General features: G+C 60.3%; 17 protein-coding genes. 6 read left to right on the top strand and 11 right to left on the bottom strand.

What is annotated here, in order from left to right; translation table 11 throughout:
* Positions 1-23: 23 nt before the first annotated feature.
* The 5 genes from mrdA to F8N85_RS08475 all read right to left on the bottom strand — a co-directional run bounded on the left by mrdA (position 24) and on the right by F8N85_RS08475 (position 4943).
* On the bottom strand, positions 24-1919 hold the full coding sequence (gene mrdA, locus F8N85_RS08495; RefSeq protein ID WP_150803193.1) for a penicillin-binding protein 2: 1896 nt from the start codon (positions 1917-1919) through the stop codon (positions 24-26).
* A gap of 16 nt (positions 1920-1935) precedes the next feature.
* Positions 1936-2403 carry a 23S rRNA (pseudouridine(1915)-N(3))-methyltransferase RlmH gene (rlmH, locus tag F8N85_RS08490; protein ID WP_003185785.1) on the bottom strand — a complete coding sequence of 156 codons (468 nt, stop codon included), beginning with the start codon at positions 2401-2403 and terminating at the stop codon, positions 1936-1938.
* 9 nt (positions 2404-2412) lie between these two features.
* Positions 2413-2907, bottom strand: a complete 495-nt coding sequence (rsfS, locus tag F8N85_RS08485) for a ribosome silencing factor (protein WP_150803192.1) — start codon at positions 2905-2907, stop codon at positions 2413-2415.
* A 73-nt stretch (positions 2908-2980) separates the two neighbouring features.
* On the bottom strand, positions 2981-3703 hold the full coding sequence (gene nadD / locus F8N85_RS08480) for a nicotinate-nucleotide adenylyltransferase (protein ID WP_150803191.1): 723 nt from the start codon (positions 3701-3703) through the stop codon (positions 2981-2983).
* Entirely contained in the window at positions 3672-4943 is a 1272-nt protein-coding gene (locus F8N85_RS08475; RefSeq protein WP_150803190.1) for a glutamate-5-semialdehyde dehydrogenase, read from the bottom strand. Before F8N85_RS08475 ends, nadD begins: the two co-directional genes overlap by 32 nt.
* A 176-nt stretch (positions 4944-5119) precedes the next feature.
* On the opposite strand from F8N85_RS08475, the gene F8N85_RS08470 reads away from it, so the two are divergent.
* From F8N85_RS08470 to F8N85_RS08460, 3 genes are all read left to right on the top strand, one after another.
* Positions 5120-5803, top strand: a complete 684-nt coding sequence (locus F8N85_RS08470) for a DNA-3-methyladenine glycosylase (protein WP_150803189.1) — start codon at positions 5120-5122, stop codon at positions 5801-5803.
* A gap of 44 nt (positions 5804-5847) precedes the next feature.
* Entirely contained in the window at positions 5848-7164 is a 1317-nt protein-coding gene (locus F8N85_RS08465) for a bifunctional DedA family/phosphatase PAP2 family protein (protein ID WP_150803188.1), read from the top strand.
* A 197-nt stretch (positions 7165-7361) separates the two neighbouring features.
* Entirely contained in the window at positions 7362-7727 is a 366-nt protein-coding gene (locus F8N85_RS08460; RefSeq protein ID WP_150803187.1) for a DUF6124 family protein, read from the top strand.
* A 59-nt stretch (positions 7728-7786) separates the two neighbouring features.
* On the opposite strand, the gene F8N85_RS08455 is transcribed toward F8N85_RS08460, so the two are convergent.
* The 3 genes from F8N85_RS08455 to F8N85_RS08445 are packed head-to-tail and all read right to left on the bottom strand — an operon-like array spanning position 7787 to position 9463.
* The gene (locus tag F8N85_RS08455) at positions 7787-8377 is read right to left on the bottom strand and encodes an LON peptidase substrate-binding domain-containing protein (protein WP_150803186.1); all 591 of its coding nucleotides are present in this window, start codon (positions 8375-8377) and stop codon (positions 7787-7789) included.
* Positions 8378-8387: 10 nt separating this feature from the next.
* Complete coding sequence (locus F8N85_RS08450) at positions 8388-9104, bottom strand: LrgB family protein (protein ID WP_150803185.1); 717 nt, start codon at positions 9102-9104, stop codon at positions 8388-8390.
* On the bottom strand, positions 9101-9463 hold the full coding sequence (locus tag F8N85_RS08445; protein ID WP_150803184.1) for a CidA/LrgA family protein: 363 nt from the start codon (positions 9461-9463) through the stop codon (positions 9101-9103). The genes F8N85_RS08450 and F8N85_RS08445 overlap by 4 nt, the downstream gene beginning before the upstream one ends.
* A gap of 182 nt (positions 9464-9645) precedes the next feature.
* On the opposite strand from F8N85_RS08445, the gene F8N85_RS08440 reads away from it, so the two are divergent.
* From F8N85_RS08440 to F8N85_RS08430, 3 genes are all read left to right on the top strand, one after another.
* Positions 9646-10101 (top strand): MaoC family dehydratase, encoded by a 456-nt coding sequence (locus tag F8N85_RS08440; RefSeq protein ID WP_150803183.1) that lies wholly within the window; start codon positions 9646-9648, stop codon positions 10099-10101.
* 101 nt (positions 10102-10202) lie between these two features.
* Positions 10203-11963: a C13 family peptidase gene (locus F8N85_RS08435; protein ID WP_150803182.1), complete on the top strand. Its 1761-nt coding sequence runs from the start codon at positions 10203-10205 to the stop codon at positions 11961-11963.
* Positions 11964-11990: 27 nt separating this feature from the next.
* Positions 11991-12632, top strand: coding sequence for an oxidoreductase (locus tag F8N85_RS08430; RefSeq protein ID WP_150803181.1), 642 nt, complete (start codon positions 11991-11993; stop codon positions 12630-12632).
* Positions 12633-12710: 78 nt separating this feature from the next.
* Here the strand turns inward: F8N85_RS08430 and F8N85_RS08425 are convergent, their stop codons facing one another.
* From F8N85_RS08425 to mpl, 3 genes are read right to left on the bottom strand one after another with little or no spacing between them, the layout of a single operon-like run.
* On the bottom strand, positions 12711-12995 hold the full coding sequence (locus F8N85_RS08425) for a YceK/YidQ family lipoprotein (protein WP_150803180.1): 285 nt from the start codon (positions 12993-12995) through the stop codon (positions 12711-12713).
* A complete protein-coding gene (ubiX, locus tag F8N85_RS08420) occupies positions 12988-13620 on the bottom strand; it encodes a flavin prenyltransferase UbiX (RefSeq protein ID WP_150803179.1) in 633 nt (210 codons plus the stop codon). The genes F8N85_RS08425 and ubiX overlap by 8 nt, the downstream gene beginning before the upstream one ends.
* Entirely contained in the window at positions 13617-14966 is a 1350-nt protein-coding gene (gene mpl, locus F8N85_RS08415; protein WP_150803178.1) for a UDP-N-acetylmuramate:L-alanyl-gamma-D-glutamyl-meso-diaminopimelate ligase, read from the bottom strand. Before mpl ends, ubiX begins: the two co-directional genes overlap by 4 nt.
* Between the last annotated feature and the right edge of the window lie 86 nt (positions 14967-15052).

Here is a 15052-nt window from a genome sequence, read left to right as displayed (position 1 = left end):
CGCTGGAGAGGATGCGATCAAAATTACTCTTCACGGGCCGTAGCCTCCGCGTTTATAGGGCTGGCGAACTCAGGCTTGAGCCGGCCGGCCTGATCGAGTAACCACGCGTCCATGATCTGGCGAACCACCGGGGCCGCGACGCCGGAGCCGGACTCGCCGTTCTCGACCATGACCGACACGGTGATTTTCGGATTATCGGCAGGGGCAAAACCGACGAACAAGGCGTGGTCACGATGGCGCTCCTGAACCTTGGAACGGTCGTACTTCTCGCCTTGCTTGATGGCGACCACCTGGGCTGTGCCGCTTTTGCCGGCAATCCGGTACTGCGCGCCGATGGCTGCTTTGCGCGCTGTACCGCGCGCGCCATGCATTACCTGCTGCATACCGTGATTGACCCTGGTCCAATCGGCTGGATCGCGCAGGATGATGTCCGGCATCGGGTTTTCATCGAGCGGCTTCTCGCCTTCGATGGTTTTCGCCAGGTGCGGGCGATACCACTTGCCCTTGCTGGCCACCAGAGCAGTAGCCTGGGCCAGTTGCAACGGGGTTGATTGCATATAGCCCTGACCGATCCCGAGAATCAGTGTTTCGCCCGGGAACCAGGCCTGACGCCGGGTCGCGCGTTTCCACTCACGCGAAGGCATCAGCCCCGGCGATTCTTCGAACATGTCCAGCGCGACCTTCTGGCCGATACCGAACTTGCCCATATAGGCCGACAACCGATCGATCCCCAGCTTGTGGGCCAGGTCGTAGAAATAGGTGTCGTTGGAACGCATGATCGCCGTATCCAGATCGACAAAGCCGTCGCCGGTGCGGTTCCAGTTACGGTATTTGTGATCGTAGTTGGGCAGTTGGTAGTAACCCGGATCGTAGACCCGCGTGGAAGCCGTGACCACGCCTGAGTCGAGCCCGGCTATTGCTACCGCGGGCTTGATGGTCGAGCCCGGAGGATAGAGACCTCGCAACACGCGGTTGAATAGCGGGCGGTCGATCGAATCACGCAACTCGGCATAGGCTTTGAAACTGATGCCGGTAACGAACAGGTTCGGGTCGAAACTCGGCTGACTGACCATCGCCAACACCTCGCCGGTGTTCGGATCCAGCGCCACCACTGCGCCACGTCGGCCACCCAGCGCGAGCTCGGCGGCTTCCTGCAGTTTGATGTCGAGGCTCAGGACAATGTCCTTGCCGGGAATCGGATCGGTTCGCTTGAGCACCCGCAACACGCGGCCGCGGGCGTTGGTCTCGACCTCTTCATAACCCACCTGGCCATGCAGCTCTGGCTCGTAGAAGCGCTCGATGCCGGTTTTGCCGATATGGTGGGTGCCGCTGTAATTGACCGGATCGAGACTTTTGAGCTCTTTCTCGTTGATCCGCCCCATGTACCCCACAGAGTGCGCGAAGTGCGCCCCTTGCGGATAATGCCGCACCAGCTGCGCGACCACTTCCACGCCCGGCAAACGGAACTGGTTGACGGCGATGCGGGCGATCTGTTCTTCGTTCAGCTCGAACAGGATCGGCACCGGCTCGAATGGCCGGCGCCCCTGCTTCATGCGTTTCTCGAACAGCTGCCGATCTTCCGGCGTCAGCTCCAGCACTTCGACGATCACATCGAGCACTTGCTGCCAGTCCCCCGAACGCTCGCGGGTCATGCTCAGGCTGAAGCTGGGCCGGTTATCGGCCACCACCACGCCATTGCGGTCGAAAATCAGCCCGCGGGTCGGTGGAATCGGCTGCACATGAACGCGGTTGTTCTCCGACAGCGTGGAGTGATACTCGTACTGGATCACCTGAAGGAAATACAGCCGGGCGATCAGCACCGCGATCAGGCACACCACTGCTATTGCACCGAACACGACCCGGCCACGCACCAGACGGGCGTCTTTCTCGTGGTCCTTGATGCGGATCGGTTGGGACATTTAGTAGGGCGCGATGCTATTTGTGATAGGGGTGCCCGGACAGAACTGTCCAGGCGCGATACAGCTGTTCACCGATCAGAATTCGCACCAGCGGATGCGGCAACGTCAGGGGCGACAGCGACCAGCGCTGATCGGCGCGCGCACAGACTTCCGGCGCCAGCCCCTCGGGGCCACCGACCATGAAATTCACCGTGCGCGAGTCCAGCCGCCAGCGATCCAGTTCGACCGCCAGTTGCTCGGTGCTCCAGGGCTTGCCGTGCACTTCGAGCGTGACAATCCGCTCATTCGGGCCGACCTTGGCCAGCATGGCTTCGCCTTCCTGGCGGATGAAGCGCGCCACGTCAGCGTTCTTGCCACGGGTATTGAGCGGTATTTCCACCAGTTCCAGCGCCAGCTCGGATGGCAGACGCTTGGCATATTCATGCCAGCCTTCTTCCACCCATTTGGGCATGCGTGAACCGACGGCGATCAGTCGCAGTCGCACAGCGGTCCCTTATTGCTGGTCTTTGTTGAGCTTGATGAAGTGCTCGTGGGTATTTTCCGGGCTGTGGTGTGCAGCGTTCATCGCACGGCTTTGTTCCGCACCCGACCACAGACGCTCCAGGTCATAGAACTGACGAGCGTTGGCGGTCATCATATGAACGATGACAGTATCCAGGTCCAACAGAACCCAGTCGCTGTCGCCCTTGCCTTCTTCGCCCAGCGGCTTGACGCCTTTCTCTTTGACCATTTCGCGGACCTTGTCCAACATCGCGCCGATCTGGCGGTTGGAAGTACCTGTCGCGATGATCATGTAGTCGGTGATGCTCTGCTTTTCACGAACGTCGATCACCAGAATGTCCTGGCCCTTGACGTCTTCCAGGGCCGCTACGGCGACCTTGACCAGCTCTTCGCCGAGGAGTGCCGGGCCGGTTTCAGCCGGTACTGGCAGCGGGGCGCTCTTGAACGAGCCTTTGCGCTTTACTTTAGATACGTCTTTGTCAGTCATAAAAAACTCGTTTTGCTCATATGTTCGGGCGTTTCAATACACGTTGTTGCCACGTGCCTTGAAGCACTCCCATTCAGTTCGACGCACGGTAAAGACCGTGCGCATCGATGTAGGCCAGGACCGCGTCAGGCACCAGGAAACGTACCGACTTACCGCTGGCCAGCAGTTGACGGATCTGGGTGGCGGATACCGCGAGCGGTGTCTGCCAGACGAATGCAATCTGTCCGCTCGGCCCTTTCAGGGCCAGCGGGTCGCTCACCGAGCGCGCTGCCAGCAGGTTGCGCAAGGCATCCGGCGGTTCGCTGTCGGCATCCGGGCGTTGCAGCACCAGGATGTGGCAATGCTGGAGCAACTCCTCCCAGCGGTGCCAAGTGGGCAGGCCGCAAAATGCGTCCCAGCCCAAAAGCAGAAACAACTGGTCATCAGCGGCCAACTCGGCCCGCATCAGTTCCAGGGTGTCGATCGTGTACGACGGCTTGTCCCGTTGCAGCTCTCGGGCGTCCACCACCAGCGGCGCAATACCTGCCACTGCACATTCGACCATCGCCAGACGGTCGACGGCCGACACCTGTGGCGTCCCCCGATGCGGCGGTCTGGCACTGGGTGTCAGACGCAGCTCATCGAGCTCCAGCGAGCCGGCCACCTCCAGCGCACTGCGCAAATGACCGATATGCACCGGATCGAAGGTCCCGCCCAGCACGCCAATGCGTCTAGGCTGGGGTTCGCTGGGAGTCACGGCAGCTGACTGGCGGATATCGGCCAAGTCAGACCGACTCCTGACCGCGCAACTGGCCATCACCGACCACGATGTACTTCTCGCAGGTCAGACCTTCGAGGCCCACCGGGCCGCGGGCGTGCAGCTTATCAGTAGAAATGCCAATCTCGGCACCCAATCCATATTCGAAGCCATCGGCAAAGCAGGTCGGAGTGTTGATCATGACCGAACTTGAGTCGACCTCAGCAACGAAACGCCGGGCTTCGCCCTGGTGCTCGGTGACGATCGAGTCGGTGTGATGCGAGCCGTAATGGTTGATGTGTTCGATGGCCTGATCCAGCCCGTCGACCACGCGGATCGACAGGATCGGCGCCAGGTATTCGGTATTCCAGTCTTCTTCGGTGGCCGCAACCACCTCGATGATCGCGCGCGTGCGTTCGCAGCCGCGAAGCTCGACGCCCTTCGCGCGGAACTGCTCGGCCATCGCCGGCAGGAAATCGGTGGCCACCACTTGGTCAACCAGCAAGGTTTCCATGGCGCCGCAGATACCGTAACGGTAGGTCTTGGCGTTGAACGCGATGCGCTGGGCCTTTGGCAGTTCGGCGTGGGCACTGACGTAAACGTGGCAGATGCCGTCCAGGTGCTTGATTACCGGCACCCGCGCATCACGGCTGACTCGCTCAATCAGGCCTTTGCCACCACGGGGCACGATCACGTCGACGTACTCGGGCATGGTGATCAGCGCGCCAACCGCAGCACGGTCGGTTACTTCCACCACTTGCACCACGGCGGCCGGCAAACCCGCCTCGGCCAGCCCCTGCTGAATGCAAATAGCGATGGCCCGATTGGAATGAATTGCCTCGGAACCGCCGCGCAAGATGGTCGCGTTGCCCGATTTCAGGCACAGGCTCGCGGCGTCGATGGTCACGTTCGGCCGCGACTCATAGATGATCCCGACCACACCCAGCGGCACACGCATCTTGCCGACCTGGATACCCGACGGCCGATAGCTCATATCGCGGATCGCCCCAATCGGATCCGGCAGGCTGGCCACCTGACGCAGGCCGACGATCATGCTGTCGATCCGTGCCGGGGTCAGTGCCAGACGCTCGAGCATGGCCGGCTCCAGGCCATTGGCACGGCCAGCGGCCAGGTCCAGCGCATTGGCGGCGGTCAACTCGGCGCGAGCGGCATCCAAAGCCGCGGCGGCAGCGTGCAGTGCGCGGTTTTTCTGCGCGGTACTGGCACGGCCGATCACGCGGGAGGCTTCGCGGGCAGCGCGACCCAAGCGGGTCATGTAGTCAAGAACGGACTCAGTCATGGTCTCAATGGTCTTGGCAAAGAGGAAAGCGGCAGATTATAGCTGTCGCGCTCTCCTACTAACAGCAGTGACGGGCGGATGGTCGAAATGGACAGCAAATAGAGGACGTTCAGCTGTGATTAAGCTTGAAATTGCTATCATCGCGGTTCAATCAGCCTCAAATACACTTAGCCATCATGTCCAATCTGACCGCTCCGAGCATGCCCAAGGCGCTGCCTGACGAGTTTTTCGACCGTGACGCTCAAGTGCTGGCCCGTGAACTGTTGGGCAAAATCATCCGCCATCGGGTCGGCGATCTGTGGCTCAGCGCGCGAATCATCGAGACCGAAGCCTATTACTGCGGTGAGAAAGGCAGCCATGCTTCACTTGGCTACACAGAAAAACGTAAGGCTTTGTTTCTCGATGGCGGCCACATCTATATGTATTACGCCCGTGGTGGCGATTCGCTGAACTTCAGCGCTCATGGACCCGGCAATGCAGTCCTGATCAAATCCGCTTATCCGTGGATCGACGAAGCGTCCGGCCCGGCAAGCCTGGCCCAGATGCTGCTGAACAATCCGCATGCCAACGGTCATCCGCGCCCGTCGCAGAAGCTCTGCGCCGGGCAAACCTTGCTCTGCAAGGCGCTGGGCCTGAAAGTGCCGATCTGGGACGCAAAACGCTTCGATCATGAGCTGCTGTTTGTCGAAGATGTCGGCCTTCCACCGATCCACATCATTCAAACCACTCGCCTGGGCATCCCTCACGGACGCGACGAGCACTTGATGTACCGCTTCGTCGATGCCGCCTACGCCCCATACTGCACCCGGAACCCGCTGCGTCGTGGCCAGGTCGAAGGCCGCGACTATTTCTTGAACTAAAACACCACCCTTACCGGTTAATACACAAAAATGGAGTTGAATCTATGGGCCCATGGCTCGATAGCCTGACCGGATGGTTGACGGCAAACCCGCAATGGCTGGCCGCGACGGTGTTCATAGTGGCGTGCATCGAGTGCCTGGCAATTGCCGGGTTGATTGTGCCAGGGACGGTCTTGTTGTTCGCTGTCGCGGTATTGGCCGGTAGTGGCGCGCTGTCCTTGGGCGAGACCTTGCTGCTGGGGTTTCTCGGCGGTTTGCTGGGAGACCTGGTGTCGTATTTCCTGGGGCGGCGCTTCCACCAGAATATTCGCCGCCTGCCGGGATTACGCCATCACCCCGAGTGGATCGGCGGTGCCGAGGTGTATTTCCAGCGTTATGGCATCGCCAGCCTGCTGGTCGGACGCTTTATCGGTCCGTTGCGACCGATGCTGCCGATGGTTGCCGGGATGTTCGACATGCCGTTCCCGCGGTTTGCCGCGGTGAGCATACTGGCGGCTGCGGGCTGGACCGTGGCGTATCTGTTGCCGGGCTGGGCGACAGGTGCGGCCATCCGCCTGCCCCTGCCGGAAGGTTTCTGGCCGCAAGCCGGGGTAATCGTCGGCAGCATCGTCGTAATGATCGGCCTGAGCATCAATAGCACCTTGCGCCGTCACCGCAGTGCCACACGGTTGATCACAGCCATGAGCTTCGCGATTCTGGCAGGGATGTTTATCGGCTATCGCTACCTCAATCAGTTCGACCAAGGCCTGATGACCCTGATCCAGGAACATCGCAGCAGCACCATGGACTCCGCCGCCGTACTGGTGACCCGCCTCGGCGATTTTCGTACGCTGCTCTTTGCCAGCAGCCTGCTGACGATTTTGCTGCTGGTGGCGCGCCAATGGCGCCAAGCGATCTTCGCTGGCAGCGCCCTGCTCTGCACGGCCCTGGCCAATACCGGCACCAAGTGGTTTTTCGCCCGCATGCGTCCGGAAGTGCTGAGCGACCCGCTGACCAGCTTCAGCATGCCCAGTGGCCACAGCTCCGGCTCGTTCGCGCTGTTCATGACCCTGGCAGTCCTCGCCGGTCGCGGCCAACCACCCCGAATGCGCCTGACCTGGCTGTTGGTCGGGTGCTTGCCTGCCATGGCGATCGCTATGTCGCGGGTTTATCTCGGGGTTCACTGGCCGACCGATGTGCTGGCCGGCGCCATGCTCGCGGCCTGTTTCTGCGCCGCTAGCCTGAACTTGAGCCAACGCCAGACCTCATTGAGTGCAATGTCTGCCAAAGTCTGGTGGCTGGTGCTGCCGGCGCTGGTGGCGTTGTTTGGTTTCTTTGCGTTGAGGCATTTGCCTGATGCGATGGTGCGGTATTCGTATTGAGCTGCCCGCTAAAAGATCGCAGCCTGCGGCAGCTCCTACAGAGTTTGAGTACACCCACACAATGGTGGCTGTGCGCAGGGCACCCTCGGGTGCGCCGGTTTCCCAATCGACCGGTCGACTAACCTGTGCGTAGCTGCCACCCCTTCGTTTAGTCGCGAGACCTGGCAGTTCCAACTTTCTGATTGGAGTTTCGCCACATGGACAAAATTACCCCCGACCCACCCATGCCACCCGTCACCCCATCAATGGACAACGCCTTCACCCGCGACCTGCTCAAGGACCGCGCCGCGCTGTACCGTGCCCTGGATCACTACCTGCCCGATGCCAACCCAACCTCGCCTGACGCCATGCGCTTTTATAACGTCAGCAAGGATGTGAGCATCGAAGACACGCTGCTCTACACCGACGACTTGCTGCGCTGGGCATCGGTCACTGCTTACGAATGCGGGGAGCACTTCAAAGGCACCGAACGCGCCATGGTCTTCGCGGTGTGGCACCTGCTGGAAATTGCCAAAGCCATGGTCGACCAGTCCATCGAACATATGTGGCCGCGTACCCACTGATGCGCCGTTCGATCGCTCCCATGCTCTGCGCGGGAACGATCTTTACAGTGCTGGTGCACTCAGGCAAACAACTCCCCCTGCAACTCATCGAGCAACGCCTGAATCGCATCCAGCCGTTGTTGCGGATCGTCGAGTTGCAGCAGGTCGATCTTGTCCAATTCGGAAAATGGCAGCAGGTAGGCCAGTTGGTTGGCCAGGGATTGTTGCCCGGTGGCTTCGGTGCCCATGTTCAGCGCTTCAACCATCGGGTGCTCGGCCAATGCCCTGAGCAAGGCGACCAGGTCGGCATCTTCATCCTGCAGCGGTTGTTCCGGGGCGTCGTCCATCCACTCGACGTCGGCCACCATCAGTTGATCGCGCTGCACCTCGGTGCGCAGCACCCGGAACCTGCGCCCACCCTCGACACGAATGCCCAGCAGCCCGTTGTCCTGCTGTTTGAAATCACGGATCAGCGCCTCGCAGCCGACCAGGGCATAGCCCTCAGGCGCGACGCCCACCTCTTCTCCCTCGAGAATGCACACCACGCCAAAGCCGCCGTTCTGCTTCATGCAACGACTGATCATGTCCAGATAGCGCGCCTCGAAAATCTGCAGATCGAGGGTGCATCCGGGGAACAACACCGTGTTCAGGGGGAAAAGCGCCAGGCTCATATAGGTTTCCTTAAACCATCATCGACACAGCCAGCGGCAGGAACACCGCCGTAGCCACGCCCATCAAACTCATCGCCAATGCGGCAAAGGCGCCGCATTCCTCACTTTCCTGCAAGGCGACCGAGGTACCGACCGCATGCGCCGTCATGCCCAATGCCATGCCGCGGGCTTCAGGGCTATGGACACCCAAACGAGTCAAAATACTCGGCCCGAAAATCGCCCCGATTACCCCGGTGATCAATACGAAGACTGCTGCCAGCGCCGCCACCCCGCCAATTTGCTCGGCCACCAGCATGGCGATCGGTGAGGTCACCGATTTCGGTGCCATGGTCATCAGAATCATGTGTTCGGCACCGAACCACCAACCCAGCACCACGCCGAGACTGGTCGCCACGACACCACCTATCACCAGCGTAGTAAATATCGGCCAGAACAACTGTCGAATCCGCCGCAGATTGAGGTACAGCGGTACCGCCAGGGCAACAGTGGCCGGCCCCAGCAGAATGCTGAGAATCTCGGTGCTTTTACGGTATTCGGTGTAACTCAGACCACAACCGACCAGCACGACGATCACCAGCAGCATAGACACCAGCACTGGCTGCAAGAAAATCCAGCGGGTTTTCTCGTACCCGATCAGCACCAGCTGGTAGGCCCCCAGTGTGATGCCGATGCCGAACAATGGATGATGAATCACTGCCGCCCACGCGCCCTGCCAATCGAAGGTCATTGGGCATCCTCGCGGCGAGCCTGACGCTGGATCAGCTTGTGCATCAATACCCCAACGAAGGCCATGGAGATCACCAGCGACAGCACCAGCGCGCCGACGATCGCCCAGAAGTCCGCAGCAATGGCGCTGGCGTAAACCATTACACCCACCGCTGGCGGCACCAGCAGCAACGGCAAATAACGCAGCAGACTGCTGGCCGCCAGGTTCAGCGGCTCACCGACTTGCCCGCGACTAATCAGAAACACCAGCAACAGCAGCAGGCCGACAATCGGCCCCGGCAATACCGGTAAAAATAAATGGTTGATAGCCGTGCCCAGTAATTGAAACAGCACCAGCCAGGTCAAGCCGCGTAACAACATCTGTGATCTCCCGCAAAATCGCGCCGGGCATTATAAGCATGCCCAACGCTATGAACCGGCATTCGCAAACACCATAAATGGTTGACCGCAGCCATTGGCCATGATGATCTAAAGCAGTTGCCAGGGGGCTGGAGCCCCCACCCCAAAAAACTATAAAAGCGATGAACCCAAGGAGAGTCTCAATGCCCTATGTTCCAGTTGCAGAGCTCAAAGATTATGTCGGCAAGGAACTCGGACGTTCCGAATGGCTCACTATCGACCAGGAACGCATCAACCTGTTCGCCGAAGCCACGGGTGATTTTCAGTTCATCCACGTTGATCCGGTAAAGGCTGCGCAAACACCTTTTGGCAGTACGATTGCCCACGGCTTTCTGTCTCTGTCGCTGATCCCCAAACTGATGGAAGACATTCTGGTAATGCCGGAAGGTTTGAAGATGATCGTCAACTACGGCCTGGACAGCGTGCGCTTCATCCAGCCGGTCAAGGTCGACTCCAGGGTTCGACTCAAGGTCGATCTGGCCGAAGTTACTGAAAAGAAACCCGGTCAATGGTTGCTCAAAGCCACCGTGACCCTGGAAATCGAAGGCCAGGAAAAACCGGCCTACGTCGCGGAACCGCTGTCTCTCTGCTTCGTTTAAGCCCTTGCGGATGCGGAACAGCCCCACGCTGTTTCGCTCGGCTCTATTTATACGACACATAGCTGCGGCATACTCGGCCCCCTAATTGCCCGGATCCCGCTATGCGCTCACTTGTACCCCTCGCTCTAATCCTGTTGCTCACCGCATGCGGCGACGGCGAATCGCTGTTGCCGCCCGATGCCCGTTTGCCGGACGGTGGGCGCTATCGCGGCGATATGGTCGACGGATTGCTACAGGGCCAGGGTCGCATCGACTACCCGAATGGCGGCTGGTACGCCGGGCAATTCGACAAGGGTCAGTGGCATGGCCAGGGCGAATGGCACGGCAGCAATGGCGAGGTCTACCGCGGACAGTTCGAGCACGGGCTGTTCCACGGCCAGGGCTCCCTGACCACCAGCGGCAGCAGTTACACCGGCGGCTTCAAGCTCGGCCGGCGCGACGGCGAAGGCACACTCAAAGAAGGCGGCATGACCTACCGTGGTGAGTTCAGGGCCGACCAGTATTCCGGACTGGGTCGTCTGGAACTCGAAGACGGCAGCCAGTACCAGGGTCAGTTCGCCGACGGCAAACCCAACGGCGAAGGCCAGCGTGGCGATGCCAGCGGCAACCTGTTCACCGGGCACTTCGTCAATGGCCAACTGGAGGGCAACGGCACCTTCAATAGCGCCGAAGGCGACCAGTATGTCGGCGCTTTCAAGCAAAACCAGTTGCACGGCAAAGGTCGCTACGAAAATGCTGATGGCGACGTCTGGATCGGCCAGTTCAAGGAGGGTGCGCTGACCGGCAAAGGTGAGCTGATCGGTGTCGATGGTAGCCATTACATCGGCCAGTTCAGTGACTGGCGCCTTTCCGGTCAAGGCCGCTTGAACCTCAGCGACGGCAGTTTTTATGTCGGCCAGTTCGACAGTGACACCTACCAGGGCTACGGCACCCTCGTTCTTCACGATGGCGTGGTGCAAAGTGGCTATTGGGTCAACGGCCAACGGGTGCGTGATGCCAGTGGCAAGCTGTTGCCAGATACCCTTGAGGTCGGGATGTTGGCTCAGGGCCACTTGCTTGATCAAGCCTTGGCCAATGTACCCGCGTCCACCCCGGCGGTGGAGCTGTACAGCTTGACGCTGGCCGGCGACGGCAAACAAAGCGTGTTCCTGCGCGAGGCCGACTACGTCAGCAATATGCTCGCCAGCCGCTTTGGCGCCCATGGCCAGATCCGCCTGGTCAATCATCGCGACCATATGGGCGACCGCCCCATGGCGAGCCGAGAGAGCCTGCGGCGCGCAGCGCTGACGCTGGCCGAGCGCAGCGGCCCGGAAGATTTACTGTTCATCTACCTGACCAGCCATGGCACCCACCAACATGAACTGGTACTGGACCAGCCGCGCCTGGAGCTGGCCGATCTGCCGGCCGACGAATTGGCCAGCGTGCTCGCACCCTTGAAAAATCGCGACAAGATCATTGTGATCTCGGCCTGCTATTCCGGTGGCTTTATCCCTGCACTCAAGGATGACCGGACGCTGATCATGACCGCCTCGCGAACTGATCGGGTGTCCTTCGGTTGCTCGGAAGAGGCCGACTTCACTTATTTCGGCGACGCATTGTTCGCCCAGGCACTGAACCAGACCGACGACCTGCAACAAGCCTTCGTCCTGGCCAGGGCAACGGTCGCCGAACGGGAACTGGCCGACAACTTCGAAGCCTCGGAACCCCAGATCTGGGCACCCAAGGGCGTCCTCGCGCGCTGGCAGCTGTTACGCAAGCAACAAGCCCGCAAAGCACTCGAAAACGCCTCTTTAAAAGGCACGCAAGCACAAAAAGCACCCGAAAGCGCCACGCTGAAAGGCACGCAAGCAAAGAACAACTAAGCTGAACAGTATCAAGGGGGAAACACTATGTACTTGACGCCTCAGCATGTCTTGCTTGCCGGAGCCACCGGACTGACCGGTGAACATCTACTTGACCGGTTGCTCAATGAGCCGACGATCAGCCGTGTATTGGCACCCTCACGCAGGCCACTGGCCAAGCATCCTCACCTGGAAAACCCGGTGGGCGACCCCGAAGTCTTTCTTCCACAGCTCAGCGGACGCGTCGACATCGCTTACTGTTGCCTGGGCACCACGATCAAAAAGGCCGGCTCCGAGAAAGCCTTCCGTGCGGTGGACTTCGACATGGTCGTGGCCTTCGGCAAACGCGCCCGGGAAATGGGCGCGCGGCACCTGATCGTGATCAGTGCCATTGGCGCCGATCGCAGGTCCTCGGTGCTCTACAACCGAGTCAAAGGCGAAATGGAATATGCGTTGAAGGCCCAGAACTGGCCGCAGCTGACCATTGTCCGCCCTTCCCTGTTGCTGGGTGAGCGTGCGGAACCGCGGCTGGCCGAACAACTGGCAGCGCCGTTTTCCAGGCTGTTACCCGGCAAATACCACGGCATCGAAGCCTGCCAACTGGCCCGAGCCATGTGGCGCCTGGCGCTGGAAGAACAGGATGGAGTGCGAATCGTCGAGTCGGATGAGTTGCGTAAACTGGGCAAGTAAGATCAAAAGATCGCAGCCTGCGGCAGCTCCTACAGGAGGTCAATGTAGGAGCTGCCGCAGGCTGCGATCTTATAGGTGCTACAACCCACCCGTCGCCTGAAACTCAACCCCAATCACCGTCAACAACGACAATGGCAACAGCAAGGTGTCGAGCAAGGCGCTGGCCGGCAGGTCGAGGCCGGGATAGCTCGGCGCTTCGGCACCGAAACGGTCCATGGCACAACACCCGCCCTGCATCGCATACAAATCCAGACGCGTGCCCGAATACACGAGCGGCGCCCCCGGCTTGGCAGCATCCAGGGTTCGGGCCGTGGCGCAACCGGCCAATTGCAGGGCCAGCACCAGGGCCAGTAGTTTATTCATCGCTGCTTAAATGATGTTCGCCCCAACGCGGCAGCATGTCTTGCGGGATGTTCAGCAGATTGAGAATACGCGCCACCACGAAATCGACCAGGTCGTCGATGGTCTGGGGTTGGTGATAGAAGCCCGGCGAAGCCGGCAAAATGGTAACGCCCATGTTCGACAGCTTGAGCATGTTTTCCAGGTGAATGCTGGAATACGGCGCTTCGCGAGGCACCAGAATCAGCTGCCGACGCTCCTTCAAGGTGACGTCCGCGGCACGCTCGATCAGGTTATTGCACGCACCACTGGCGATTGCCGACAAGGTCCCGGTGGAACAGGGCACCACCACCATCGCACTCGGCGATCCGGAGCCGGAAGCCACGGGTGACATCCAGTCTTCCTTGCCATACACGCGAATCTGCCCGGCGGCGGCGCCGGTGTATTCGGTGAGGAAGGCCTGCATCATCTGGGTCTTCGGCGGCAGCGAAACGTCGGTCTCAGTGGCCATTACCAATTGAGCCGCTTTGGAGATCAGGAAATGCACCTCACGGTCTTCGCGTACCAGACAGTCGAGCAGGCGCAAACCGTATTGCGCACCGGAGGCGCCAGTCATTGCCAGGGTGATGCGTTCCGGGCCGTTGTTCATTGCAGCGCCTCGGCCAGCTTGCCGTGCAGGCCGCCGAAGCCGCCGTTGCTCATGATCACCACGTGGGTGCCGGGTTGGGCCTGGCTTTTCACCCGAGCGATGATGCCTTCCAGTGAATCGCTGACGATCGACGGCACAGTGCACTGCGCCGCAGTCGCACCCAAGTCCCAACCGAGGTTGGCCGGCGCGTACCAGATCACCTGATCGGCATCGACCACACTAGCCGGCAAGCCATCACGGTGCGCGCCGAGCTTCATGGAGTTGGAGCGTGGCTCGATGATCGCGATCAGCGGTGCATCGCCGATGCGTTTGCGCAGGCCATCAAGGGTGGTGGCAATCGCCGTCGGGTGATGAGCGAAGTCGTCGTAGATGGTAATGCCGTGGACTTCGGCCACCTTTTCCATTCGACGTTTGACGCTTTTGAAGGCGCTCAACGCGGCGATACCCATGGCCGGTACTACGCCAACATGCCGTGCCGCCGCCAGGGTCGCCAGGGCGTTGGCGACGTTGTGCTGACCAGTCATGTCCCAGTCGACCACGCCTTGAGCCACGCCTTCAAACATCACTTCAAACTTCGAACCGTCTTCGCTGATCAGCTTGACCTGCCATTGGCCGCCGGCTCCAGTGGTTTGCACCGGGGTCCAGCAACCCATGTCGATCACCCGCTGCAAGGCTGGCTCAGTGGTCGGATGGATCACCAGGCCTTCGCTCGGGATAATCCGCACCAAGTGGTGGAATTGCCGCTCGATGGCTGGAAGATCGGGGAAGATGTCCGCATGATCGAACTCAAGGTTATTCAGGATCGCCGTGCGTGGGCGATAGTGGACGAACTTCGAGCGCTTGTCGAAGAAGGCGCTGTCATATTCATCAGCCTCGATCACGAAGAACGGCGTATCGCCCAAACGCGCCGACACCGCGAAGTTCTGCGGCACACCACCGATCAGGAAGCCCGGGCTCATGCCGGCATGCTCCAGCACCCAGGCAAGCATGCTGCTGGTGGTGGTCTTGCCGTGCGTGCCGGCTACCGCCAACACCCAGCGACCTTGCAGCACATGGTCGGCCAGCCATTGCGGGCCGGAAACGTACGGCAGGCCTTTGTTCAATACGTATTCGACCGCCGGATTGCCACGAGACATGGCATTGCCGATCACCACCAGATCCGGTGCCGGATCGAGCTGAGCTGGATCATAGCCTTGAGTCAACTCAATGCCCTGCGCCTGCAACTGGGTGCTCATCGGCGGATAGACGTTGGCATCGGAGCCGGTCACGCGATGGCCCAGCTCTTTGGCCAGAACCGCCATCGAACCCATGAAGGTGCCGCAAATACCAAGAATATGAATGTGCATAGTCGACCTCGTAAAACATCGAGGCAGGTTAGCGTAGGGCGGGGAAAATCGCACTCTTTAGGTGATGGGGCGGGTTGGGATTGGTT

The sequence above is a fragment of the Pseudomonas fluorescens genome, assembly GCF_902497875.1.
Taxonomy (GTDB): Bacteria; Pseudomonadota; Gammaproteobacteria; order Pseudomonadales; family Pseudomonadaceae; genus Aquipseudomonas; species Aquipseudomonas fluorescens_BR.
Note: the sequence above shows the minus strand (reverse complement) of the source record. Positions and strands in the feature narration are given on the sequence as shown.